This window comes from Luteibacter sp. UNCMF366Tsu5.1 (genome assembly GCF_900119235.1).
In the GTDB taxonomy this organism is placed as follows: domain Bacteria; phylum Pseudomonadota; class Gammaproteobacteria; order Xanthomonadales; family Rhodanobacteraceae; genus Luteibacter; species Luteibacter flocculans.
Map to the genome: position 1 here is coordinate 269,436 of NZ_FPIS01000001.1, position 24,059 is coordinate 293,494.

Annotated in this window: 28 protein-coding genes; 10 read left to right on the forward strand and 18 right to left on the reverse strand. The window is 65.6% G+C overall.

The genetic code is table 11. The features are described from left to right. Positions 1-2: 2 nt before the first annotated feature. From BT115_RS01155 to BT115_RS01230, 16 genes are all read right to left on the reverse strand, one after another. Positions 3-704 (reverse strand): tetratricopeptide repeat protein, encoded by a 702-nt coding sequence (locus tag BT115_RS01155; protein WP_072320727.1) that lies wholly within the window; start codon positions 702-704, stop codon positions 3-5. Further along, positions 701-1,141, reverse strand: coding sequence for a cytochrome c-type biogenesis protein (locus BT115_RS01160; protein ID WP_083527224.1), 441 nt, complete (start codon positions 1,139-1,141; stop codon positions 701-703). The genes BT115_RS01155 and BT115_RS01160 overlap by 4 nt, the downstream gene beginning before the upstream one ends. Next, positions 1,138-1,680 (reverse strand): DsbE family thiol:disulfide interchange protein, encoded by a 543-nt coding sequence (locus BT115_RS01165; RefSeq protein ID WP_072320728.1) that lies wholly within the window; start codon positions 1,678-1,680, stop codon positions 1,138-1,140. Before BT115_RS01165 ends, BT115_RS01160 begins: the two co-directional genes overlap by 4 nt. Next, positions 1,677-3,656: a heme lyase CcmF/NrfE family subunit gene (locus BT115_RS01170; protein ID WP_072320729.1), complete on the reverse strand. Its 1,980-nt coding sequence runs from the start codon at positions 3,654-3,656 to the stop codon at positions 1,677-1,679. The genes BT115_RS01165 and BT115_RS01170 overlap by 4 nt, the downstream gene beginning before the upstream one ends. Next, the gene (ccmE, locus tag BT115_RS01175) at positions 3,653-4,135 is read right to left on the reverse strand and encodes a cytochrome c maturation protein CcmE (RefSeq protein WP_072320730.1); all 483 of its coding nucleotides are present in this window, start codon (positions 4,133-4,135) and stop codon (positions 3,653-3,655) included. Before ccmE ends, BT115_RS01170 begins: the two co-directional genes overlap by 4 nt. Further along, on the reverse strand, positions 4,119-4,319 hold the full coding sequence (ccmD, locus tag BT115_RS01180; protein ID WP_072320731.1) for a heme exporter protein CcmD: 201 nt from the start codon (positions 4,317-4,319) through the stop codon (positions 4,119-4,121). Before ccmD ends, ccmE begins: the two co-directional genes overlap by 17 nt. Further along, complete coding sequence (locus tag BT115_RS01185) at positions 4,316-5,080, reverse strand: heme ABC transporter permease (RefSeq protein ID WP_072320732.1); 765 nt, start codon at positions 5,078-5,080, stop codon at positions 4,316-4,318. The genes ccmD and BT115_RS01185 overlap by 4 nt, the downstream gene beginning before the upstream one ends. Before the next feature lie 63 nt (positions 5,081-5,143). Further along, positions 5,144-5,830, reverse strand: coding sequence for a heme exporter protein CcmB (gene ccmB / locus BT115_RS01190; protein WP_072320733.1), 687 nt, complete (start codon positions 5,828-5,830; stop codon positions 5,144-5,146). Beyond that, on the reverse strand, positions 5,827-6,462 hold the full coding sequence (ccmA, locus tag BT115_RS01195) for a cytochrome c biogenesis heme-transporting ATPase CcmA (protein WP_072322175.1): 636 nt from the start codon (positions 6,460-6,462) through the stop codon (positions 5,827-5,829). Before ccmA ends, ccmB begins: the two co-directional genes overlap by 4 nt. Before the next feature lie 193 nt (positions 6,463-6,655). Beyond that, the gene (locus tag BT115_RS01200) at positions 6,656-8,023 is read right to left on the reverse strand and encodes an FAD-dependent oxidoreductase (protein ID WP_083527225.1); all 1,368 of its coding nucleotides are present in this window, start codon (positions 8,021-8,023) and stop codon (positions 6,656-6,658) included. 88 nt (positions 8,024-8,111) lie between these two features. Next, positions 8,112-8,612, reverse strand: coding sequence for a polyhydroxyalkanoate synthesis repressor PhaR (gene phaR / locus BT115_RS01205; protein ID WP_072322177.1), 501 nt, complete (start codon positions 8,610-8,612; stop codon positions 8,112-8,114). Positions 8,613-8,720: 108 nt separating this feature from the next. Beyond that, positions 8,721-10,289, reverse strand: coding sequence for a DHA2 family efflux MFS transporter permease subunit (locus BT115_RS01210; protein WP_072320735.1), 1,569 nt, complete (start codon positions 10,287-10,289; stop codon positions 8,721-8,723). After that, positions 10,286-11,485, reverse strand: a complete 1,200-nt coding sequence (locus BT115_RS01215; protein WP_072320736.1) for an HlyD family secretion protein — start codon at positions 11,483-11,485, stop codon at positions 10,286-10,288. The genes BT115_RS01210 and BT115_RS01215 overlap by 4 nt, the downstream gene beginning before the upstream one ends. Next, complete coding sequence (locus BT115_RS01220) at positions 11,482-12,900, reverse strand: efflux transporter outer membrane subunit (RefSeq protein WP_072320737.1); 1,419 nt, start codon at positions 12,898-12,900, stop codon at positions 11,482-11,484. The genes BT115_RS01215 and BT115_RS01220 overlap by 4 nt, the downstream gene beginning before the upstream one ends. Positions 12,901-12,938: 38 nt before the next feature. Then, positions 12,939-13,466, reverse strand: a complete 528-nt coding sequence (locus tag BT115_RS01225) for a MarR family winged helix-turn-helix transcriptional regulator (protein ID WP_072320738.1) — start codon at positions 13,464-13,466, stop codon at positions 12,939-12,941. A gap of 72 nt (positions 13,467-13,538) precedes the next feature. Further along, positions 13,539-14,318 (reverse strand): TatD family hydrolase, encoded by a 780-nt coding sequence (locus tag BT115_RS01230; RefSeq protein WP_072320739.1) that lies wholly within the window; start codon positions 14,316-14,318, stop codon positions 13,539-13,541. Positions 14,319-14,459: 141 nt separating this feature from the next. Between BT115_RS01230 and BT115_RS01235 the strand changes: the two genes are divergently transcribed. Then, on the forward strand, positions 14,460-15,050 hold the full coding sequence (locus tag BT115_RS01235) for a glycine zipper 2TM domain-containing protein (protein ID WP_072320740.1): 591 nt from the start codon (positions 14,460-14,462) through the stop codon (positions 15,048-15,050). A gap of 27 nt (positions 15,051-15,077) precedes the next feature. Next, positions 15,078-15,545, forward strand: a complete 468-nt coding sequence (locus tag BT115_RS19010) for a glycine zipper 2TM domain-containing protein (protein WP_072320741.1) — start codon at positions 15,078-15,080, stop codon at positions 15,543-15,545. A gap of 176 nt (positions 15,546-15,721) precedes the next feature. Here the strand turns inward: BT115_RS19010 and BT115_RS01245 are convergent, their stop codons facing one another. Both BT115_RS01245 and BT115_RS01250 read right to left on the reverse strand, forming a co-directional pair. After that, positions 15,722-16,156, reverse strand: coding sequence for a cell wall hydrolase (locus BT115_RS01245; protein ID WP_072320742.1), 435 nt, complete (start codon positions 16,154-16,156; stop codon positions 15,722-15,724). A 495-nt stretch (positions 16,157-16,651) separates the two neighbouring features. Continuing rightward, on the reverse strand, positions 16,652-17,434 hold the full coding sequence (locus BT115_RS01250; protein ID WP_072320743.1) for a CAF17-like 4Fe-4S cluster assembly/insertion protein YgfZ: 783 nt from the start codon (positions 17,432-17,434) through the stop codon (positions 16,652-16,654). 354 nt (positions 17,435-17,788) lie between these two features. Here BT115_RS01250 and sdhC point away from each other — a divergent pair, with 354 nt between their 5' ends. The 8 genes from sdhC (at position 17,789) to lolD (ending at position 24,046) form a co-directional block, all read left to right on the forward strand. Then, on the forward strand, positions 17,789-18,181 hold the full coding sequence (gene sdhC, locus BT115_RS01260) for a succinate dehydrogenase, cytochrome b556 subunit (protein WP_072320745.1): 393 nt from the start codon (positions 17,789-17,791) through the stop codon (positions 18,179-18,181). Continuing rightward, positions 18,178-18,564, forward strand: coding sequence for a succinate dehydrogenase, hydrophobic membrane anchor protein (gene sdhD / locus BT115_RS01265; protein ID WP_072320746.1), 387 nt, complete (start codon positions 18,178-18,180; stop codon positions 18,562-18,564). The genes sdhC and sdhD overlap by 4 nt, the downstream gene beginning before the upstream one ends. A gap of 3 nt (positions 18,565-18,567) precedes the next feature. Next, positions 18,568-20,352 (forward strand): succinate dehydrogenase flavoprotein subunit, encoded by a 1,785-nt coding sequence (gene sdhA, locus BT115_RS01270; RefSeq protein WP_072320747.1) that lies wholly within the window; start codon positions 18,568-18,570, stop codon positions 20,350-20,352. Positions 20,353-20,373: 21 nt separating this feature from the next. Next, a complete protein-coding gene (locus tag BT115_RS01275; protein ID WP_072320748.1) occupies positions 20,374-21,159 on the forward strand; it encodes a succinate dehydrogenase iron-sulfur subunit in 786 nt (261 codons plus the stop codon). Between the two features lie 139 nt (positions 21,160-21,298). Next, complete coding sequence (locus tag BT115_RS01280; protein WP_072320749.1) at positions 21,299-21,547, forward strand: FAD assembly factor SdhE; 249 nt, start codon at positions 21,299-21,301, stop codon at positions 21,545-21,547. Beyond that, positions 21,519-21,986, forward strand: a complete 468-nt coding sequence (locus BT115_RS01285) for a hypothetical protein (RefSeq protein WP_072320750.1) — start codon at positions 21,519-21,521, stop codon at positions 21,984-21,986. The genes BT115_RS01280 and BT115_RS01285 overlap by 29 nt, the downstream gene beginning before the upstream one ends. 133 nt (positions 21,987-22,119) lie before the next feature. After that, positions 22,120-23,361 (forward strand): lipoprotein-releasing ABC transporter permease subunit, encoded by a 1,242-nt coding sequence (locus tag BT115_RS01290; RefSeq protein WP_072320751.1) that lies wholly within the window; start codon positions 22,120-22,122, stop codon positions 23,359-23,361. Next, entirely contained in the window at positions 23,354-24,046 is a 693-nt protein-coding gene (gene lolD / locus BT115_RS01295) for a lipoprotein-releasing ABC transporter ATP-binding protein LolD (RefSeq protein WP_072320752.1), read from the forward strand. The genes BT115_RS01290 and lolD overlap by 8 nt, the downstream gene beginning before the upstream one ends. Positions 24,047-24,059 lie beyond the last annotated feature (13 nt).

Below are 24,059 nucleotides of genomic sequence, written 5' to 3' on the forward strand. Positions count from 1 at the left end.
CCTCAGCGACCGCCGTCGATGGTGCCACGGGCCGGCTCGTCCGTGCCGCCGTTCGCGCGCTTTTCGGCGAGGACGATCTGCTGCGCCACGGCGCGTGCCACGTTGGAATCCGGATCGAGCAGCGGTTGCAGCGTGCGCCAGGTCGCCGCAGCGTCGGCATAACGTTCCTGCTGGAACTGCGCGATGCCGAGCAGCCATAGCGCACGCTGGCTCTGCGGTTCGATGGCGATCGCCTGGTTGAGCAGATCGAAGGCGCGACCTTGGATGCGGTGATCCTCGCGCACCAGGGAGTCCGCCTCGGCCCAGCCGACCATGGCGGCTACGTTCTTCGGATCGGCCTTGAGCGCGCTGTCGTAGGCTGCCCGTGCATCGGCGGATTGCTTGAGCATCGCGTAGGTCTGGCCGAGCAGCACCCAGCCTTGGGCATCGTCCGGGTGTTCCTTCAACCGCGCGCGCAGCGTGTCGATGGCTTCGCCGACGGTCATGTCCTTGGCCGGCTCGACGCCGCCGAGCGTGGACGGCGTGCCCACCAGTACGTAGAGCCCCGCGCTACTCAGCGGGACAAGCACGGCGATGCAGACCACAAGCACGAAGACGCCCCGAGGACGTCCGGCGCGGCGCCCTTGGCGCACGAGGGGAACGAGCAGCAGGGCGAGCGCGAGGACGAGCATCGCCCCCGCGACGAGATAGAACGCGACAGTCACCAGTCGTCCTCGGTGTCGTTGGCCGGCGGAGCGGCGGGAGCCTGGCGAGCGCGGCGGCGCACTTGCACGGCCACGACCAGCGCGCCCGCGGCGAGCAGTACGGCGGGGCCGAACCATAGCAGCCAGGTCGACGGTTCCACCGGCGGCTTGTAGAGCACGAACTGCGAATAGCGATCCACGAGATACGCTTTGATCTCGTCGTCGCTCTTGCCCGCCTGGATCATCTCGAACACCTGCCGGCGCAGGTCGTGCGCGATCGGTGCGTTCGAGTCGGCCAAGGTTTCGTTCTGGCACATCGGGCAGCGCAACTCGGCGCTGAGCCTCTGGAAGCGCACTTCCTCGGCACGATCACGGAACGGCAACGGCTGGATGGCCTGGGCCGCCGCAAGCGCTGGCAATAGGCACAGCGCCAGCCAGAGCAGAACGCGGCGCGTCATGGCGTTTCCTTCGCCAGCGCGGCGAGGGCAGGGCGGATCTCGTTCTGCACCACGTCAGGCGTGATGGGGCCGATGCGCTTGTAGCGAATGACACCCTTCGCGTCGATCAGGAACGTTTCCGGCGCGGCGTACACACCGAAGTCGATGCCGGCACGGCCGTCGCGATCGGCCACGATCACGTCGAACGGATTGCCGTGCTCGGCCAGCCATGCGGTCGCTGCCTGCGGCTCGTCCTTGTAATTGAAGCCCACGAGCGGAAGGCCGAGCTGCTTCACCTCGGTCATCAGGATCGGGTGCTCATGCACGCACTCGATGCACCAGCTGGCGAACACGTTGAGGAGATACGGCTTACCCAGTAGCGATGCCTTGTCGACCGTGCGCGATGGTTCGCCCAGGACGGGCAAGGAGAACGCAGGCGCCGGCTTGTCGATCAATGGCGAGACGATCTCGTGTTGATCGTGCTGCGTGTTCCACCAGATGCCGAAGCCGAACAGGCCGACCAGTGCGAGAAACGCGACGAGGGGCAGGAGGCGGCTCATGCCAGCGACTCCTTCGGCGTTGCCTCGACAACGGCCGGGCGTGCCTCCGCAGCGGTCTTCTTTGCGCGGAACCGGCGCTCGCAAGCGGCGAGGAAACCGCCGGCCATCATGAACAGGCCGCCGAGCCAGATCCAGCGCACGAACGGCTTGTGATACAGCCGCAGCGCCCAGGCGCCGCGCACATCGTTCGCGTCCATCGGCTCGCCGAGCGCCACGTAGATATCGCGGAACAGGCCGGCATCGATGGCGGATTCCGTCTGCACCTGCCCGCGCGAATAGGTGCGCTTCTGCGGATGCATGGTGCCGATGGTGTTGCCGTCGCGCAGGATGGTGACGATGCCTTCGTCTGCACGCCAGTTCGGGCCTTCGGTTTCTTCGACGCCATCGAAGCGGAACGCGTAGCCGCCGATGGTTTCAGTCTGTCCCGGGGCCATGCGGACGTCGCGTTCGACGCTCAACGATTCGGACAGCATCACGCCGATGAGGAAGATCGCCACGCCTGCATGTGCGAGCAGCATGCCGGCCATTTCCGCGGGATAACGACGCCCGCGGGGCATCTCGCGCCAGCGCTTCACCACGTAGGCGAGCGTGCCCGCGCCGACCCAGACCGCACCGGCTACGCCGGCAATCGCGCGCAGATGCCCCTGGGCGAAGAACGCGGCGGCCATGGCGCAGACGACGGCGGCCACGCTTGCGCGCAGCGCCATTGCGGTGAGCTGGCGACCTTCGGCACGTCCCCAGCGCAGGTACGGACCGAACGGCAGCAACAGCACGGCCGGCGCCATCAGCAGCACGAAGAGAAAACCGAAGTAGGGCGGGCCGACAGATACGCGACCCAGGTTCAACGCATCGCCGATCAGCGGGAACAGCGTACCCAGCAGCACCATCGCGGCGGCCGTGGTGAACAGCAGATTGGCGATCATGATGCCGGTCTCGCGCGACAACGCGGCGAACGGCTTGCCCGTGGCGACCTTGGGTGCGCGGATGGCGTAGAGCAGCAACGAGCCGCCGATGACCACAACCAGGAAGCCGAGGATGTACAGGCCGCGACGTGGATCGGAGGCAAACGCATGCACCGAGGTCAGCACGCCCGAGCGCACGAGGAAGGTGCCGAGCAGGGAAAGCGAGAAGGCGAACAACGACAGCAGCACGGTCCACGCCGGAAGCGATCCGCGTTTCTCGGTGACCGCTTGCGCGTGGATCAACGCCACGCCCACCAGCCACGGCATGAACGACGCGTTTTCCACCGGATCCCAGAACCACCAGCCGCCCCAGCCGAGTTCCGCATAGGCCCACCAGCTACCGGCAACGATGCCGAGGGTGAGGAACGCCCACGCCACGTTCGTCCACGGACGTGCCCAGCGCACCCAGGCCTGCTCCATGCCACCGCCGAGTAACGCGGCGATCGAGAACGCAAAGGCGACCGAGAAGCCCACGTAGCCCATGTACAGCACGGGCGGGTGGAAGGTCATGCCCGGATCCTGCAGCACCGGATTCAGATCGCCGCCGTCGGCCGGCATCGGCAGCTCGCGCACGAAAGGATTGGACGTGAACAGGATGAAGGCGAGGAAGCCGACACCGATGAGGCCCAGCACGCCGAGCACGCGCGCCACGAAGGCATCGGGCAGGTGACGGCTGAAGGCGGCCAGCGCCAGCGACCAGACGTTGAGAATGAATACCCACAGCAGCATCGAGCCCTCGTGCGCGCCCCATACCGCGGTGACGCGGTAGTACCAGGGCAGTGCCAGGTTCGAGTTGTCGGCCACATACGCGACCGAGAAGTCGTAGCTCAGGAAGGCATAGATGAGCACCGCCATCGCGGCGAACACGAACACGCCCTGACCTGCAGCAGCCGGCCGCGCCACCGCCATCAGCGCGCTGTTGCTCCGCCATGCGCCGACGATCGGCAGCACGCCCTGCGCCAGGGCAAGCAACAGCGCGAGGACGAGCGCGAACTGGCCCAGCTCGGGGATCATGGCGTGCGGTCCTTCATGGCCTTGTCGTCCATGGCCTTGTCGTCGATCTTGCGGTTCTCGTGTGCCTTGGCCATGGCGTCCTTGAGTTCCTTCGGCATGTAGTTCTCGTCGTGCTTGGCGAGCACCTCGCTGGCGATGAAGCGCCCGCTGTCCATGCGGCCGGTGGCGATCACAGACTGGTTGTCGCGGAACAGGTCCGGAAGGATGCCGGTGTATTCCACGGGCATGGCGCCCGCATCGTCCACGACGATGAAGCTCACCTTGAGCGAGTCGCCGGCACGCTGGATCGAGCCTGCCTTGACCATGCCGCCGAGCCGGAACGTCGGATACTGCGTGGCCTGGCCTGCCTGCACCTGGCTCGGGGTGAAGAGGTAATTCATGTTCCTCTGCAGCGCGAACACGACGAGGCCCACCGCCACGACAGCGGCGACGAGCACGGAGATCACGATGGCGAGGCGGCGTTTACGCGTCGGATTCATTTTGGGGCGGGGTTCCCGGCCGGCGACGGTTTTCCTGGCGCGCGATGCGTGCGCGCAAGGCGCGCAGATTACGGCGGCGCCGGGCCAACGGGGCCAGCGTGTCGATCAAGAGGACGATGAAGAAAACGGCGACGGCGGACCAGACATAGAACCCGTACGCACCCATCGAGAGTGACTGGCTCATGGCGTGCCGCGCCCCGGAAGGCCGAGCAGTTCGCGCACCCAGGCCTTGCCGCCTTCGGCGGCGACCAGCTCGGCGCGCACGCGCGCGAACAGGCTGGCGATGTAATACAGCTTGGTGGCGGCCATCATGGTCAGCAATGGCCAGAGCATGCTCGCCTCGATGTGCGAAGGGCCGAGCAGGCGCACGGTGGAACCTTGGTGCAGGGTGTTCCACCAGTTGACCGAGAAATGCACGATCGGCACGTTCACCGCGCCGACCAGCACAAGGAACGACGCTGCGCGCGCGCCTTGGCGGCGGTCTTCGAACGAGTGATGCAGCCCGATCACGCCAAGATAGATGAACAGCAGCACCAGTTCGGAGGTGAGCCGCGCGTCCCAGGTCCACCAGGTGCCCCACATCGGCTTGCCCCACAGCGAACCGGTAACAAGGGTGATGAAGGTGAATGCGGCACCGATCGGTGCCGATTCCATGGCGACGACTTCGGCGATCTTGATGCGCCAGACCAGCGCCACGAAAGCCGCGACGCTCATCGCCGCATACACGAACAGGCTCATCCATGCGCTGGGCACGTGGATGAAGATGATCCGGTACGCATCGCCCTGCTGATAATCCGCGGGGGCGACGAACAGGCCGCCGTACAGCGCGACCAAACCAAGAACGAGGGCAAAACCAAGCGCCCAGGGCTGCACGGCCCCGGCGAAACGGTAGAACACCGGCGGCGAGCCGAGGCGGTGAAGCCAGAGCGGAACCCAGTTAGCCATCGATCCTCGTCGCGATTCGTTCAAGCACCGTGAGTCCCCTGCTTGGGGCGCGCGGTTGCGTGTTCATGAGTCCATGGCGATGCGTAGCGCAGCCGCGCAAGCCAGCGGCGCGAGAACCAGAGCCATGACGAGCCCGGCTCCGAGCCAGGCGATCGGCGCGGCCCATGGCAGCCCTTCCTGCGCAGCGGCCACGGCCCCGGCGGCGAAGATCACGACCGGTACGCACAACGGCAGCAACATGAGCGCGAGAAGCATACCAGAGCGCCTCGATCCCGCCGTCAGCGCGACCAGTACCGCGCCGAGCAGGCTGAGCAGGGGCGTGGCGATGAGCAGGGCCAGGATCAGCACGGGCATCGCCGTGCCGGGCAGTTTCAGCATGCCTGCGAGCAGCGGAGCCACCACGATCAGCGGCAGCGCGGAGGTGATCCAGTGCGCGAGCACCTTCATGCCTACCAGCAGCGCCAGCGGCTGCGGTGCGAGCATCAACTGCTCCATCGAGCCGTCCTCGATGTCCCCACGGAACAGGTGATCCAGTGACAGCAGCACGGCGAGCAGCACGGTCACGAACACCACGCCGCCGGCAATGCGCGCGAGCAGTGCCGGTTCCGGTCCGAGCGCGAAAGGGAACAAAGTGGCGACGATGAGCGCGTAGAGCACCGGCATGGCGATGTCGCCGCGGCGGCGCCAGGCGAGGACGAGGTCGCGTCGCAGCAGTGCGGCGCAAGCGGCGGGCGTGCTTCCGGGCGTCATGCGTGCAGCCGTATCCGTCGCGGCTCGCCACCGGCAAAGCGCACCGCGCCGTGGCTGGTGACCAGGGCGGCGCCGCCCCGTTGGGCATGCCCTTCCAGCAGGCGGTTCACCAGTGCGATGCCTTCGCGGTCGAGGTTGGCATACGGCTCGTCGAGCAGCCATACGCGCGCGGGCACGATGAGCAGCCGCGCCAGTGCGGCGCGCTTCTTCTGCCCTGCCGAAAGCCGCCGGACCGGTTCGTCCTCGAAGCCGGAAAGGCCGACCTCGGCCAGCGCGAGGTCGGCATCCGCGCCTTCGCGCTGGCTATAGAGGCCGCTGCTGACCCGCAGGTTCTCGCGTGGGGAGAGGTCGAGTTTCAGGCCCAACTGATGGCCGAGAAAAACGACGGCACCGGCCATCGTGTCCAGTGAAAAGGTAGCGCCGTCCAGCCGCACCTCGCCTTCGCCCGGGCGAAGCATGCCGGTGAGTACGCGCATGAGGGTGGTCTTGCCGCTGCCGTTGTCGCCTTCGACGAGGGCGATCTCACCCGCGCGCAAGGCAAAGTCGAGTGGGCCGAACACCGGCTCGTCCTCGCGCAGGAAGCACAGGGCGCGAGCTTCGAGGATGATGGCGGACGGGTCGGCGGAAGGCATCCGGCGATTGTTGCGGGGCTGGCGCCGGTTGTCCACGCATGCCGCCTTGTAGGAGCCGCCATGGCGGCGAGGGAAGCTTGCCTTGAGGTCTGCTGGTGCAGGAGCTGGGCGATGGGGCTTTTGCTTCATCGCTCCGTTGGCTTCTCGCCGCTATAGCGGCACCCACAATCTAGCGGCTCCCACAGCCTCGCCGCTACAGCGGCTTCGGCAAGGGCGGCAATGTCGCTTCGAGCGTGCGTACGGCGGCGTCGAGATCCACGCTGGCGACCGAGGTGTGCCCCTTCAACAACTGTTCCACCAGCATGTCCTGCGCTCTGCCGCGTTCCAGCGCGTATGCGTAGGGGAGGTGGGTGAAGGTGACCATGCGGTAGCGGGGCAGGTAATGCGTGGGCGAACGCTCCGCCAGCAGCGCGCCCAGTTCGCGCTTGCGCAGGTAATGCGGATCGGCCACCGAGTCGCGCATTTCCACGTAGTTTTCCAGCGCCATCTGTGCGATGGCATCGGCGTTGGGCTTGCGTCGTGCCTCGAACTCGGCGAACACCGCGGTGCTGTCGTCGGGCTGCGCCGCGAACAGTTCGGCGAGCTCCGCGGCATCTTCGAACCCGCAGTTCATGCCCTGGCCGTGGAAAGGCACCATCGCATGCGCGGCGTCGCCGATCAGCAGCGCGCGACCATCAATGTGCCAGCGATCGAGATAGAGCGTACCGAGCATTCCGACCGGATGGGCCGCCCAATCGGCGGCGAAATCCGGCATCAGCGCCAGGGCGTCCGGGAATTCGGTCCGGAAGAACGCTTCGGCTGCGCCGGCCCCGGCAATACTGCGGAAGCTCGGATGCTCGCCGTCGTTCGGCAGGAACAGCGTGACGGTGAAGCTGCCTTCGCGATTGGGTAGTGCGATGCACATGTAGTGACCGCGCGGCCAGATGTGCAGCGCATGGCGTTCGATGGCGAACGGCGCGGACGGATCGGACCCCGGTGGGATCTCGAGTTCCTTGTAGCCGTGGCCAAGTTCCTCCACGCGTTCGCCCAGTGGCGAGTACAGATGCATCGCCGCGCGCAAGGCGGAACCTGCGCCGTCGGCGCCGATGACCACGGGCGCCTCCACGCGGCGCTCCTCGCCATGGGCATCGCGCAGCGTCAGCGTGCGCTTGTCGAAGTCCGCGCCAATGAGGCTGTGATCGAAATGGACCGTGGCGCCCGCTGCTTCGGCGGCGTCGAGCATCAACGTATTGAGGCCGCCGCGCGACACCGACCAGATCACCTCGGAGTCGTCCACGCCGTAGCGCTGCAGACCGCTGTGGCCGGCCGGATCGTGCACCATCCGCCCGCGCATCATCACCGCCTGTTCGAGCACGCGGTCGGCGAGACCCGTGGCGCGCAAGGCGTGCAGGCCGCGTTCGGCGAGGGCGAGGTTGATCGAGCGGCCGCCGTGGAATCCCGCTCGTCGCGGATCGGGGCGCTTTTCATAGACGGTGACGCGGAAACCGCGCTGGATGAGCAAGGTGGCAATCAGGGCGCCGACCAGTCCGGCGCCGACCACGGCGATGTCATTGCGAGGCATCGGATCACTCATCCGGAAGGCAGGATATTGCGGGGCAGCGCATCGTGCGCCGCAGCGCCGCCGGGGGCAAGCCCCGGGCAGCGATACCTCAGCCGGCCTTCTTGCCCGTGCGCGGGGCAGGCCGGACCGGTTCGGCCGGCTTGGCCGTGGCGGCATCGAGAAAACCGCGCTGCATCGACTTCCACACGTCGAGGTTGCGCTCGGTCATCTCATTGAGCATGGACCAGGGGGTCTGACCCATCAGGCTGTTCAACTGGTTGCGGAATTGCTGCTGCTGGTCGAGGAAGACCTGCAGGCTGCGTTCCAGATACGGGCCCATGAAGCCCTGCAACGAATCGCCGTAGAAGCGAATGATGTGGGACAGCAGCTGGGGCGAGAGCATCGGCTGGCCGTGTTCCTCGTGCTCCGCGATGATCTGCAGCAGCACGGAACGGGTCAGGTCCTCGCCGGACTTGGCGTCGCGGACCTCGAAAGTTTCCCCGTCGAGGACCAGCTGGCGGACTTCCTCCAGCGTGATGTAGCTCGAAATCTCCGTGTCATACAGACGACGGTTCGGATACTTCTTAATGATGCGTAGGGTTTGTGCCATGCGGCGAAAGCTACCACGAGGTATTGCGCCGCACCAGTTGCCGTCCATGGCTGTAATCGTTTTCCATTTCACATATCGGCTTTGGATCGATTTAGGTCAGCCCCGGATTTAATGCGCCGCCGCACCGCCCGCGTTGCCGAAGGGAGGCTTCGCCAGCCAAAGGATCGGAATCAGCGCCAGGAACAGCAGCGCGCAGCCCCAGAAGACGTCGTTCACCGCCAGAGTCGCCGCTTCGCGCGTGACCAACTGATCCACCACGGCAAGGCCTGGCTTGCCGGGGATGCCCATCGAGGTGAGTTTCTGTGTGAAGGCCGTGGTCGATGGCGATGCCTGCGTCACGTATTCCGTCAGCGAGGCGTGGTGCGAATCGGTGCGGTGCTGCCACAGGGTGACGGTAATGGCCGTGGAAACGCTCGACGCCAGGGTGCGGCAGAAGTTGGCGAGGCCCGAGGCACCGGCGATCTGGTCGGGATTGAGCCCCGACAGGAAGATCTGGTTGAGCGGGATGAAGAAGCAGGCGATGGCGATGCCCATGATGAAACGTGGCAGCACCAGCGCTGCATACGACGCACCGCTGTTGAATCCGGCGAACCAGAACGACGTGAACGCGAAGACGATGAAAGCGAATGTCACCACCGCGCGCAATTCGAGCCGTTGGATATTCGCACCGATGAAGGGCGACACGAGGAAGGCGAGGATGCCGACCGGCGCGGTAGCGAGCCCCGCCCACGTCGCCGTATAGCCCAGCGTGGTCTGCAGCCACAGTGGGAAGACCACGTTGATGCCGAAGAAGGCCAGCATACCCAGCGACAACGCGGTAACGCCGACGGCGAAATTGCGCCGTCCGAACAGTGACAGATCCACCACCGGATATTTCGCGGTGAGTTCCCAGATCACCAGGAACACGAGCGCGACCAGGGCGATGAGGCCGAGGGTGAGAATCATCGGCGAGGCGAACCAGTCGTGGTCGTTACCGTTGTCGAGCATGAACTGCAGGCTGCCGACGCCGAGCACCAGCAACACGAGACCCACGCTGTCGATCGGCGCACGGGAGATCTTCGTCTCGCGGCGACGCAGGATGGCCCAGGTCACGATGCCGGCGGCGGCACCCACTGGCACGTTGATGTAGAAGATCCACGGCCACGAGAAATTGTCCGTGAGATAGCCGCCTAGGATGGGACCGAAGATCGGCGCGACCACGACCGTCATCGCCCACATCGCCAATGCAATGCCTTGCTTGGTCTTGGGATAGCTCGCCAGCAGCAGCGAGAGCGACAACGCCACCATCGGACCGGAACCGGCGCCTTGCATCAGGCGGAAGATCACCAGCATGGGCATGTTGGTGGCGAGTCCGCACAGCATCGAGAACGCGACGAACAGGCCGACCGACACGCAGAAGGTGCGGACCTCGCCGAAACGCTTCGCCAGCCACCCCGTGAGCGGCTGCATGATCGCGCTCGCCAGCGCGTAAGAGCTGATCGCCCAGGTGCCCTCGCTCGAGCTCACGCCCAAACTGCCGGCGATGTGCGGTACCGCGACGTTGACGATGGTCATGTCGAGGATCTCCATGAAGGTGGAGAACGCGACAGCGATCGTCAGCAGGACCAGGGGCCCGCCGCTCAGCGGTTTGGGGCCGCTCTCGGCAGGAGCGTCGGAAAGGGCGTCGTCGTCGCTCAAGGCACGCCGGCTCCGAGGTTGGCGCGCACGATGACGTCGGCTGCCGCGTCGGCCTTGGCGGCCACGTCGTCATAGACGCGGGTCTGCGCCACCGGCACGGTGGACGGCTGGCGGGCCAGCACGTCGCCCTTGTCGTCGGTGATGTCGACGGTCACGGCGGTCGACAGGCCGATGCGCAGGGGATGCTTGTCGAGGTCGTTGGGATCGAGCGCGATGCGCACCGGCACGCGCTGGACCACCTTGATCCAGTTGCCGGTCGCGTTCTGCGCAGGCAGCAGCGAAAACGCGCTGCCGGTGCCTGCGCCGAGACCCGCCACCTTGCCGTGGTATTCGACGCCGCCACCGTAGATGTCTGCCTCGATCTTCGCGGGCTGCCCGATGCGCACGTGGCGAAGCTGGCTTTCCTTGAAGTTGGCATCGACCCAGAGGTCATGCAGTGGCACCACGGTCATGAGTTGTTGGCCGGGTTGCACGCTGTTGCCGACCTGCACGCCGCGCTGTGCAACGTAGCCGTCGATGGGCGCGACGATCGCATTGCGCTGCGAGGCGACCCATGCCTGACGGAAGTTCGCGCGCGCCTGCTCCACGGCCGGATTCGTTTCGACATCGCTGCCATCGACGAGCGCACGGGCCGCGTCGGCCTGGCGTTGCGCTGCATCCAACGCGGACTGCGCGCTGGTGACCGCATCGCGCGCATGCTGCACTTCCTCGGGCGCCACGGCCTTCTCGGCGAGCAATGGCAGGCGGCGCTTCAGGTCGTCCTGGGCGCGCTTGAGATCCTGGCGACGCGCAATGAGCCCAGCATCCGCACTGGCGGCAGACTGGGTCTGCTGGCGGACCTGGCGCACTGCCTGGGCAAGCGCGCTGCTTGCCTTGCGCAGGGCGACGTCGGCATCGGTGGGATCGAGCCGCACGAGCACCTGGCCGGCGGTCACACGCTGCGTATCGTCTGCATAGACGCCGACAACGATGCCGGGCACTTGCGCGGAAATGCCGACCTGATTGCCACCGACATACGCGTCGTCCGTGGTTTCCCGTGTGGAGAAAACGAACAGCCAGAGCAGGAACCACGCGGCCGCGGCGACCACGAAGACCAGCAGCGCAATCAGCAGGGCGCGCTTGCGCTTGCGTGGATCCTTGGGCGCATTGCCGCTGTCGTCCTGGGCGCGCGGCGTATCGTTGGGGGTGGCGCTCATGGGCTCGTGGCTCCGTTCGTGCGAGGCGTGGATGAGGATGCGACGGGCTCGGCGCGGTAACCGCCGCCGAGCGCCTTGATGAGGGAAACGTCGGTGGACAGGGCCTGGCCATGCAGCTCGGCGTCCATGTCCTGTTGCTGGATGAGCGCGGCTTCGGTGGCCAGTGACTCGCGATCGTCGCGGACGCCGCGCGCGGCACGGGCGCGGGCCGCGGCGAGCATGGTCTGCACAGAGTCGACTTGCACGGTCTGCTGCGCGCGACGATCGGCGAGCTGTTTGGCCCCGAGCGCCTGCGTGGCGACATCGCGCGCAGCGGATGCCACCGTGGCGTTGTACTGGGCGACCGCGGCGGAAAGCTGTGCGCGGCTCACGCCATGGTTCGCTTCCAGCGCGCCACCTTCGAAGATCGGCAGATGGATCGCGGGTGCCAGTGAGAACACGCGGCTGTCGGTGGAGAACACCTTGTCCATGTCGATGCTGGAAAGACCGGCCATGGCGCTGAGGCTCACGTCGGGGAAGAACTGCGCGCGCGCTGCATCGGTCTGCCGTAAGGCCGCTTCGACCTGCCAGCGGCTGGCGGCGATGTCGGGTCGGCGTGCCATCAGGTCGGTACCCGCGTCGGTGGGCAGTCCTGGCGTGACATCGGGCAACGGCCGCGGCGTGAGCGTCGGCAGCTCGGCGGGCGACACGCCCACCAGCGTGGCAAGCGACGCACGGCGGATCTCGGCGGAACCGCGCAACGCGACCTGCTGCTGACGCGCGCCCGCGAGATCGGCACGCGCTTGCTGCACGGTATCCGGCAGATCCACGCCCTGCTTTACGCGCAACTCGGCGATGCGCAGGGCGCGCTCACGCGCTGCGATGAGACGATCGGCAAGTTGCGCACGCGCTTGATCGGCAAGCCAGCCGAAATAGGTGTCGGCGACCATGGCCTGGATGTTGAGCGAGGCGGCCGAACGCTCCGCCTCCGCAGCGCGGGCGCTGTCGATGGCCGACTCGATGGTGTAGCGCTTCTTGCCCCACCAGTCGAAGTCGTAGCGCACCTGGATGCCGAGATCGGCCTGGTTGTACCAGGTGAAGCCGAGGAACTGCGACGGGATGAGCCCGTGTTCGCTCATGCGCTGACGCTCGACCTGCGCGCTGCCGTCCACCCGCAGGCCGGCCTGTGCGGCGGCGACGCGGATGTTCTGCTCGGCGGACTCCACCCGCGTACGCGCCTGGGCGAGATCAGGCGCACCGCGCAGTGCCAGCGCCATGAGGGCGTCGAGCTGCGGGTCGCCGTAGGCGCGCCACCATTCCGCGGCGGGCCAGCCGGCGCGGGAGCCGGCATCGATACCGGCGAGGGGCGCGTCGTCGCGCAGCGCCGGGCGGTCGATCTTCGCAGGCACATGGCAGCCTGCGAGGCTGATGGCCATCGCACATGCCAGAAGCGCTGGGCGGAGCGGGGTAGGGATCATGGAGAGGCGTCCGTGTCGACCGCGGGGTCGATGTGCAGGGCGAGCTTCTTCAGCAGGCGCTCGAAGGTCTTTCGCTCGGCGGGGCTGAAGCAGGCAAAGGAATCCACCAGCGGTGGAAACATGGGGGGCAGCAGCTTGGTGACGAAGCGGCGGCCCTCCGGCGTAATCGTCATCAGCACCTGGCGGCGATCGTGCGTGGCGTGCGAGCGGGAAATGAGGCCGCGTTTGGCGAGCACGTTCGCGATGCGCGTCATGTTCGTGGGCTTCTGCTCCGCAAGCACGCACAGTTCGCCCGGCGTGGCGCTGCCGTCCTCGCTGCTGTAGAGCATCATCAACGTGCGGAAGTCGCTGTCGTTCAGGCCATGCGGCTTGAGCTTGCTCTCGAAGGCACGCAGCAGCGCCCCGGCCGTCAGCATCAGCAGGCGCACGAGGCACACTTCCGACTTCGGCATGGCAGGGATGCGCTTGGTTACCCGCCCGACGCCTTCGTAGAGGGCATCGACGCACGGTTTGAGAGAGGACATTTCGCTGGCTAATAGTTCGCTGGTGAACTATTAGGCTAGCAAGGGTTCCCTGACGCGTGCAACCCGGGTTACCTAGGCGGTGGGGTGGCCGAGACCGAAGAGGGCGACGGCATTCGCTGTCGTTGCGGCCGCCACGTCGCCGATGGACATGTCGCGCAGCGAGGCCACAGTGTCGAGCACGTCGCGCATGAACGCGGGTTCGTTGCGTTGGCCCCGGTGCTGTGCGCAGGGTTGGTCCGGGGCGTCCGTTTCCAGCAGCAGCCACTCCAATGGCATGGTCGATACCAGGCGATGGATACGATGTGCGCGGTCGTAGGTCACCGGGCCGCCAATACCGATATGAAAGCCCAGGTCGAACAATTGCCGTGCCTGTTCCTCGCTGCCGGAGAAACTGTGGACTACGCCGCGCAGGCCACCGACGCGGCGCAGCGTATGGATGGTTTCCTCAAAGGCGCGCCGCGCGTGCACGATCACGGGGAGCTGGTGATCGCGAGCGATGTGCAACTGGCGCACGAAGAGTTCTCGCTGGCGCTCGGGGTCGAGATCGGGAACGTAGAAGTCCAGACCGATCTCACCCACGGCGACCGCACCATGATCCTGTAGCCAGTCCGGTAGCTCGTCGAGATGCGTATCCGCATGCTGTGCCAGGAAGAGCGGATGCAGGCCGTACGCGGGATGGACCCCAGCACGGGTCTTGCTCAGGCGTTCGACCTTGGACCAGTTGTCCCGCGCGATGGCCGGCACGATCCAGCGCCTGATCCCCGCCTCGGTCGCGCGGGAAAACATCGCCTCCCGGTCGCCGTCGAAGGCGCGATCGTCCAAGTGCGCGTGGCTGTCTACAAGGTCCAACATGTCGGTGTGATGCCCGGATGAATGTAAGCGACAGTCTAAGGCGTGGTTCAGTTTAACGACTGTCAAATGTGCTCGCGGCGACTACCGGGTGATGGGGCCCTGGCGCCATCGAGTCGCTGAATTACATCTGGAGATTAGGGTATGAGCAGGTTGAAGATCACTGTCCTGAACGCTGGTTTGGGCATGGCGCTGGTGCTGGGCCTTTCCGCCTGCAACCGTGACGCGAACGCCGACGCGAGCGCCAATGGCCCCGGGGCGTCCGCCCAGGCCTCGGAACCCGCGGGTCCGATCTATGCGCGCGTCGTGAGCGTGGAGCCGGTCCGTGAGGCCGCCAGCGCGCCGCGCCAGGAATGCCATGACGAAGTCGTCACGCGCCGGGCGCCGGTCAAGGACGAGCACCAGATCGCGGGTACCGCCATCGGCGCGGTGGCCGGCGGTCTGCTCGGTAACCAGATCGGCGGTGGCAAGGGTCGTACGCTCGCCACGGTGGCGGGTGCGGTCGGTGGCGGTTACGCCGGCCACGAGATCCAGGAGCGGCGCCAGGAAACGAACACCGTGAGCAGCACCGTGCGCAAGTGCACCACCGTGCAAGGCGGCGGTGGCGACAAGATCGTCGCCTACGACGTGCGCTACGAATACAAGGGCGTGACCCGTTCGATCCGCATGGACCACGACCCGGGTGACCGCGTCGAGGTGCAGGAAGGCGTGTCGGTCGTATCCGACGCTCGTTGATCCCCACCATTGGAGAGGGCGCAAGCCATGCATAGCATCGTCCGTAAATCGGGGCTCGTCGCCGCCGCCGTCGCTACGCTGTCGTTGACCGCGTGCTACGAACAGCCGCGCCGCGTCTATCGCGAGGATCGCGTCGTCTATTCCGGCGCACCACGTGGGTGTGAGCAGTGCGGCGTCGTCGACGACGTCGAGCAGATCTACACGGAAAGGGATTCCTCGCCCCTCGGCGCCGTGATCGGCGCGGTCGCCGGCGGCGTGCTCGGCAATACGATCGGCAAGGGCGACGGTCGCTCGGCCGCCACCGTTGGCGGTGCCGTGGTGGGTGGTCTCGTCGGCAACCAGGTGGGCAAGCGCAACGGTTCCGAAGACGTAGCGTTCCGCGTCCGCATCCGTCTCGATGACGGGCGCTGGGCGACCGTTACCCAGCGCGAAGACCCGCAGCTTCGTCGCGGCGACTATGTCGAGGTGCGCGGAGATCACGTCTACCGTCGTTGATCGTTTAGACGTATGGACGTCCAAAACAAAACCCGCCGTGAGGCGGGTTTTGTTTTTGGTGCCCGGTTCATGCAGGAATTTCGGGCAAAAAAAAGACCCTCGTCTGAGGGCCCCTTTTTCCCGGAGATCCCAAGCTGCCCGCTCGGATCTCTTTTCCCCGCAAGTTGTAGCGCGCGTCAGTTGACGGCGTAGAACGCGTGGTCGCCAATCTTGCGAACGACGCGGCTGCTGGACCAGCTCGGCGCGACGGCAACAGTGGCGAAATGATCTGCCTGCGGCACGTAAACCAGGCGTTCGCTCTTCGGTAGGCTCCAGTTGTTGATGGAGTCGCCGGCGATCTTCCACGCCTTCGTCCATGCCACCAGATCGTTGACCTCAAAATCCTTCGGGGTAGTGGTGATCGCAAACTGTCGCGGCGCCTTGACGACTTCGCAGACGTTGTTGCCGCCCATGCCGCGATCGCGGCGTCGGAGGGCGACTTCCGCCACGGCGTACTGGCCTATGGTGGGTTCGCTACGTGCTTCGAGATAAACCGTCGTCGCCAGGCACGTCTGGTCGGCGAGGTGGCTCGGGAGGACGGACGCCATCCAGAGCAAAGCGGAAAGTTTCATGTGTATCTGCCTCCAACGAGCTTTTCCGTCACTTGCGGCCTTGGAAGAGCCATGGGGGACGTATGAGCGGTAGACGGGCGGGCAGGCCGTTACTACCTGGACCAACCGACGACATCCGATAAACAAAAGGACACGGATGAAGCGGGCGTCACACACTGTGACTTACTGAGCGACTGTCCGGAGTCGCTCGGTATCGGGTACACCGAAGGGGAGCGGCATCGTTGCGGCTCCATCGGTTTGCGACGCGCAGATTCGGGGATGCGCGTTACGTTGATCTCCGGCGGGGGCCGGGTCGCGCCAGAACCGTCATCGTCGACGGATCGTCGCGGGTGTAACCATGCAGATACAGCACGGCCACCAAATTCGATCGGCGGAGCCTAGTGGCGCGTCACGAAATTCGCAAGTGCGCGGGCCTCTTGGTTCAGCTTTGACTCACACACATGCGAGAACATTTTCTTGCGGCAAATGCACAATCGTTTCGCTGCGAACGCACAATCACTCGGCGAATGTCGAAAGAACATGAAGCCGCTTTCCGTGTGAATCAAGAGTCTCCGCCTGAACGAAAGCATCGTCGAGTACGACAAGCGTTGTAGGCGTATCAGGCGATGGCTCGTGCATCAATACGATGCCGATATCTCTGCCGTCGATGCGTAGGGTTTCACCTTCTCTCCACGCGTCGTCACTGCGCGCGATACGAAGGTGACGCTTGTGTCCACCGAGAAAATGCAAGCGCGCGGCAATCTCTTGTCCGGGGAAACATCCTTTCGCAAAGGCAACAGCGCCGAGTCGTTCCATCGACAGTGCGGGCGGAAGCAACACATTCAGCGCAGCGTCGGGCAACCACGGAAAGCCTTTCGCGATGTGTCGCGCGATCCATGCATCGTCGTCCGCATGCGCGCCGATGCGAAGCGACGCATCACCTTCGCCCAACGTCAGCACACCGTTCGCTTCGCTGGCTTCGCCATCGGTGACACCATCGCCGTCGGCAACATGAAGCGTGTCGGACACGCTCACTTCGACTTTCGAGCGGAACACGAAGCGCTTGAGGTCGGCGGCGATCGCGTCGGCATCGCCGCCGCGTGGCACGAGCACGAGCCTGTCATCAGCCAGGCGGGCGATCTGCAGGAACACGCGTACCCGACCCTTGGGATCGAGCCAGGCGCTCCACTGCCAGTGCCCGGTCGCGAGGGCGAGCACGTCGCTGCTGAGCTGGGCGTGGGTAAAGGCGATGGCGTCGGCGCCGGAAAGGGTGATCGTGCGAGTGGTTTTGCTCGACATGTGGGGAGCGCAGGGCGTGGCGGAAGCGTAAGATATGCGGCCGGGCCAAGGCCAAACCAAGGCTGGCGGCTTTCGTCAAGGTTGTGCTGCCGTGGCACAGGTATTACGCTTTTAGGGCTTTATAACCATGTCCGACAATCCCTCCGAACCCCAGGACACGAACGATTCCGCTCCGGCGAAACCGCTCGTCCCGCCAATCGTCCCCACGAATGGCGAACCAGGGGTCGAGAAAGCGCCATTGGACCCCACGCGTTACGGCGATTGGGAAAAGAACGGACGCTGCATCGACTTCTGAACACCGGAAGGCGAGGGGAGACTGTCGGGCACCAGCGATTCCAATCCAGGATAGCCGCCATGGCACAAACGGGACGACCGCTCTCTCCGCATATCCAGGTCTACAAGTGGCAAGTGCAGATGGTGACCTCCATCCTGCACCGTGCCACCGGCATCATTCTCGCCGTCGGTAGCCTTCTCCTCGTCTGGGGTCTCGCCGCCCTCGCCGCCGGTCCGGAGGCCTTCGCGACCTTCACCGATTGTGCCGGCAGTCCCTTGGGCATGATCGTCCTGGTGGGCTGGACCCTCGCCTTCTTCTATCACCTCGCCAACGGCATTCGCCACCTGGTGCAGGACACGGGCAAGGGCTACGCGATCCAATCCTTCGTGCGTTCGAGCTGGGCATCGATCATCGTCGCGATCGTGCTCACCGTCGCCGTCTGGGCCTACGTGCTCGCTGGAGGTCATGCATGAGCAAGGATCTGCGCAATCCGCTGGCCCGCGCACGCGGCCTGGGTTCGGCGAAGGAAGGCGTCAGCCACTGGATGCTTCAGCGCATCACGGCGCTCGCCCTCGTGTTCCTCACCGTCTGGTTTGTCGCCACGATGCTGCGGCTGACCCATACGGACTACGCCACGGCGCGCGCCACGCTCGCGCAGCCCTGGAACGCCGTGCTGCTCATCGCGCTCATCGCCACTATGTTCCGCCATGCCGTGCTCGGCATGCAGGTGGTGATCGAAGACTACGTCCACACCCGCTGGCTCGAAGTGGCCTCGCTGGTGCTCATCAAGTTCATCGCCGTACTCGCCGCGCTTGCGGGCGTACTGGCCGTGCTGCGCATCGCGCTCGGAAGCTGATCGATGGAAGCCTACAAGGTTCAACAACACAAGTACGACGTGATCGTGGTCGGTGCAGGCGGTGCGGGTCTTCGCGCCACCTTCGGCCTTGCCGAGAAGGGCCTCAAGGCGGCGTGCATCACCAAGGTCTTCCCGACCCGCTCGCACACGGTGGCGGCGCAGGGCGGCATTTCCGCCGCGCTCGGCAACATGGGCGAAGACGATTGGCGTTTCCACTTCTACGACACGATCAAGGGCTCCGACTGGCTCGGTGACCAGGACGCGATCGAGTACATGTGCCGCGAGGCCATTCCCGCGATCATCGAGCTGGAACACTACGGCGTGCCGTTCTCGCGTACCGAGGAAGGCAAGATCTATCAGCGTCCGTTCGGTGGCATGACCACGCACTACGGCCAGGGCACCGCGCAGCGTACCTGCGCTGCGGCCGACCGTACGGGCCACGCGATCCTGCACACGCTCTACCAGCAGGCGCTCGCGCACGACGCCACCTTCTTCATCGAATACTTTGCCATCGACCTCGTGTTCGAGGACGGCGTCTGCGTGGGCGTGCTCGCGCTGGACATGAACGAAGGCACCTTGCATCTGTTCCGCGGCCACGCCGTGGTGATGGCGACCGGCGGCTACGGCCGCGCCTACTTCAGCGCCACTTCCGCGCACACCTGCACGGGCGACGGCGGCGGCATGGTCCTGCGCGCCGGCCTGCCGCTGCAGGATATGGAATTCGTGCAGTTCCATCCGACCGGCATCTACGGCGCCGGCTGCCTCATCACCGAGGGCGTCCGCGGCGAGGGTGGTTACCTCACCAACTCCGAGGGCGAGCGCTTCATGGAGCGCTACGCGCCGAATGCGAAGGATCTCGCGTCGCGTGACGTGGTCAGCCGCGCCATGACCATCGAGATCCGCGAAGGTCGTGGCGTGGGTCCCAACAAGGATCACATCCACCTGAACCTGATGCACCTCGGTCCCGAGGTCATCCACGAGCGCCTGCCGGGTATCGCCGAGTCCGCGCGCATCTTCGCGGGTGTCGACGTCACCAAGGAGCCGATCCCGGTCCTGCCGACGGTCCACTACAACATGGGCGGCATCCCGACCAACTACCACGGCGAAGTCGTCACCAAGCGCGACGACAACCCGGACTCGGTCGTCCCGGGCCTGTTCGCCATCGGTGAGGCAGCCTGCGTGTCGGTCCACGGCGCGAACCGCCTCGGCTCCAACTCGCTGCTCGACCTGGTGGTGTTCGGCCGTGCCGTCGCGCACCGCTGTGCCGAGCTGATCAAGCCGGGCACGCCGCACCGCGATCTGCCCGCCAATGCGCTGGACAAGGCCCTCGGCCGGTTCGACGCGCTGCGTTACGCGGATGGCGGCACGCCGACCGCGCAGATCCGCGCCGACATGCAGAAGACCATGCAGTCGGACGCCGCCGTGTTCCGCACGGGCGAGACGCTGAAGGAAGGCTCGCAGAAGATCTCCGAGGTCTTCACCAAGTTCCAGGACGTGAAGGTGAGCGATCGCTCGCTGGTCTGGAACTCCGACCTCATCGAGACCCTTGAGCTGTCGAACCTGCTCGCGCAGGCCGTGGCGACCATGCATTCGGCCGAGCAGCGCCCGGAGAGCCGCGGTGCCCACGCTCGCGAGGACTTCCCGGACCGCGACGACCACGACTGGCAGAAGCACACGCTGGTCTGGGTCGACGAGGCAGGACAATCCCGTTTCGACTTCCGCCCGGTGCACATGTACACCTTGACGAACGACGTCGAAGTGGTGCCGCCGAAGAAGCGCGTTTACTGATACCGGACCGGAGAGGCAATCGTGGCAGAGTTCACGCTACCCAAGAATTCCAAGATCCAGGCCGGCAAGCATTTCCCGGCGAAGGGCGCGAAGAATGTGCGCACCTTCAAGGTCTACCGCTGGACGCCGGACGACGGCCAGAACCCGCGTACCGACACCTACGAGGTCGACCTCGATACGTGCGGGCCGATGGTTCTCGACGCCCTGCTGAAGATCAAGAACGAAATCGACTCGACGCTTTCGCTGCGTCGTTCCTGTCGCGAAGGCATCTGCGGTTCGTGCGCGATGAACATCGACGGCACGAACACGCTGGCATGCACGAAGGCCATCGAGGACTGCGGCAGTGGCACGGTCAACATCTATCCGTTGCCGCACATGCCGGTGGTCAAGGATCTCGTGCCCGACCTCACGCACTTCTACGCGCAGTTCGCGTCGATCAAGCCGTGGATGCGCACGCAGAGCCCGGCGCCGGCCGACAAGGAGCGCCTGCAGTCGCCGGAAGACCGCAAGAAGCTCGACGGTCTCTACGAGTGCATCCTCTGCGCGTGCTGTTCCACGTCCTGCCCGAGCTACTGGTGGAACGGCGACCGCTACCTCGGTCCGGCCATCCTCCTGCAGGCCTATCGCTGGATCGTGGACAGCCGCGACGAGGACACGGGCAATCGCCTCGACGACCTCGAAGACCCGTTCAAGCTGTATCGCTGCCACACGATCATGAACTGCGCGCGCACCTGCCCGAAGGGTCTCAACCCGGCGAAGGCGATCGCGGAGATCAAGAAGCTGATCGTGCAGCGCCGTTCGGCCTGACGGTCCAAGACACCTGGACCTGACGGTCCACCGCAACGCTGTAGGAGCCGCTATGGCGGCGAGAGCATTCTTGCGACGGTTTCGCACGAATCCCTCGCCGCCATGGCGGCTCCTACAATGACATTTGAGCCTTCGCACGATGGATGAAGCCCGCCTCAAGCGCCTGCGCTGGCGTACCCGCCGGGGAACGCGTGAGCTCGATCGCCTGTTCGGCGGCTGGCTGGATGAGCGCTTCGCCGACGCCGATGAAGCGACGCGACTGGCTTTCGATGAACTGCTCGACGTGCAGGATCCCGATCTTTGGGATTGGGTAATGGGCCATGCCCGCGCCCCGCGCGACGACTGGCAGGCCATCATCGATGACATCCGCGCACGCCATCAGCTTTGACGTTCGTCCCTCGCCAACACTGATCCTGCTGGCGGTGGTCGTGGTGGTCCTCGCGACGGCCGCACCTCTGTTTGCCGGCTTACCCTGGTCCTGTCGGCTCAGCCTCGCGCTCGTCATAGCGGGCGTCGGTGCGTGGCGGCTTCGGGCGTTTCATCGTCCGGCCGTGGCGGCGTTGGGCTGGTCCGCCGCCGACGTATGGCATGTGACGCTCGCCGATGGCTCCGGCACGACGGCGGAGTTGCGCGATTCGCGGATCGTTGCGGGTGCCGTGTTCCTTCACCTACGTTGGTCGGGCGGTGCAGTTCACGTGGCGCTATTGGCGGACAACGCGCCCGCAGACGAGCTTAGGCGCCTCCGGGCGCGCCTGCATACGGCCCGCAGCGTAGGCACGCCGGCCACGAAAGTGGCCGACTCGCGGGCGAGGCGCGAAGGCGCGTAGTCTGTCCGGTGGCTGAGCCTCGTGACTGGCGGCGGCCCGATCGGCTTGCCCCCGCTGTCCGCATCGGGCACTCTGCCGCGCGGCGCATGCCTTTCGTGGCGGGCCCCCTCATCAAAGGCTGTTGTCGACAGGTATGTTCAGACCCCTAGAGCTCTTCATCGGACTGCGCTACACGCGCGCGAAGCGCCGCAATCAGTTCATTTCCTTCATTTCCACCGTCTCGATCATCTGCATCGGGATCAGCGTCACCGCACTCATCACGGTGATGTCGGTGATGAACGGCTTCGACAGCGAGCTGCGCAATCGCATCCTCGGGGCGGTGTCGCACGTCACGGTGTCCGGCATCGACGAAACCGTGCAGAACTGGCAGGCGGCGGTGAAGACGGCGGAGGCTACCAAGCACGTGCGCGGCGCCGCGCCGTACGTGGAGATCCAGGCGTTTCTCCAGGCCCGGCGACCCAGCGGTGCACTGATCCGCGGCATCGTGCCTTCGATGGAGCCGAACGTGTCGGACATCGATCAGCACATGGTCGAGGGCAAGATGAGCGATCTGACCGACCGTAGCTGGAAGATCGTGCTCGGTCGCGAGCTTGCCGTGACGCTGGGCGTGCAGGTCGGCGACAAGGTGACCGTGGTCGTGCCGCAGTTCACCGCCACGCCGATGGGCGCCGTGCCCAAGCTGCGCAGCTTCACCGTCAGCGGCATCTTCGAGCTTGGCATGCAGGAATACGACGCCAACCTCGCGCTCATTTCCATGCAGGACGCCGAACGCCTGAACGGCTTCGACGGGCCTACCGGCATTCGCCTGAAGCTGGACGACATGCGTGAAGCGTGGCCGGTTGCGCAGGATCTGGCGAACAAGCTCGGTCAGACCTATCGCATCGAAACCTGGATGGATACCCACGCCAACTTCTTCCGTGCGATCGACATGGAGAAGAAGGTGATGTTCATCATCCTTTCGCTGATCATCCTCGTGGCAGTCATCAACCTTATTTCCATGCTGATGATGCTGGTGACCGACAAGCAGGCCGACATCGCGATCTTGCGCACCCTGGGCTCCACGCCGCGCAGCATCATGGGCATGTTCATGGTGCAGGGCGTGCTCGTGGGTATCGTCGGTATCGGTTTCGGCGTGCTTCTCGGCGCGCTGCTGTCGCTCAACCTGCCGGCGATCGTGAAGTGGATCGAGCACGTCACCGGCCAGACGTTCCTGTCGCCGGACGTCTACTACATCAGCGAATTGCCGAGCCAGTTGCTCTGGTCCGACGTGGGCTGGGTGGTGCTGGTGACCTTTGCCTTCTCCCTGCTGGCCACGCTCTATCCGGCCTGGCGCGCCTCGCGCACGCAGCCTGCTCAGGCGCTCCGCTATGAATAAGCCCAACGACGACATCGTCCTGCGCGCCACTGGCGTCGCCAAGGTCTACGAAGAGGGCGACCTGCGTACCGGGGTTCTCTCCAACGTGAACTTTGCGCTGCGTCGTGGCGAGACACTCGCCATCGTCGGCGCCTCCGGCTCCGGCAAGTCCACGCTGCTGCACATCATCGGCGGCCTCGACACGCTCAGCGGTGGCAAGGTCGAAGTGAACGGCCGCGTGCTGTCCGAGCTTTCGGATGCCGAGCGTGGCCGCGAGCGCAACCGTTCGCTCGGTTTCATCTACCAGTTCCACCACTTGCTGCCCGAGTTCACCGCGCTGGAGAACGTCTGCATGCCGCTGCTCATTCGCGGCGTGTCCATCGCGCAGGCGCAGAAGGACGCGAAGGCGTTGCTCGAACGCGTCGGCCTCGGCGCTCGCCTGCGGCATCGGCCTGCGGAGATGTCCGGCGGCGAACGCCAGCGGTGTGCCGTGGCACGCGCACTGGTCACGCGCCCCGCGTGCGTGCTCGGTGACGAGCCCACGGGCAACCTCGACGAAGCCAACGCGGCGCATGTCTACGAGTTGATGCTCGAGTTGAATCGCGAGATCGGCACCAGCTTCGTGCTCGTGACGCATGACTCGCGGCTCGCAGGACGCATGGATCGCACGTTGGAACTGCACGCAGGCGAGTTGCGCGAGCGCTGAGCCGCCGCAGCCG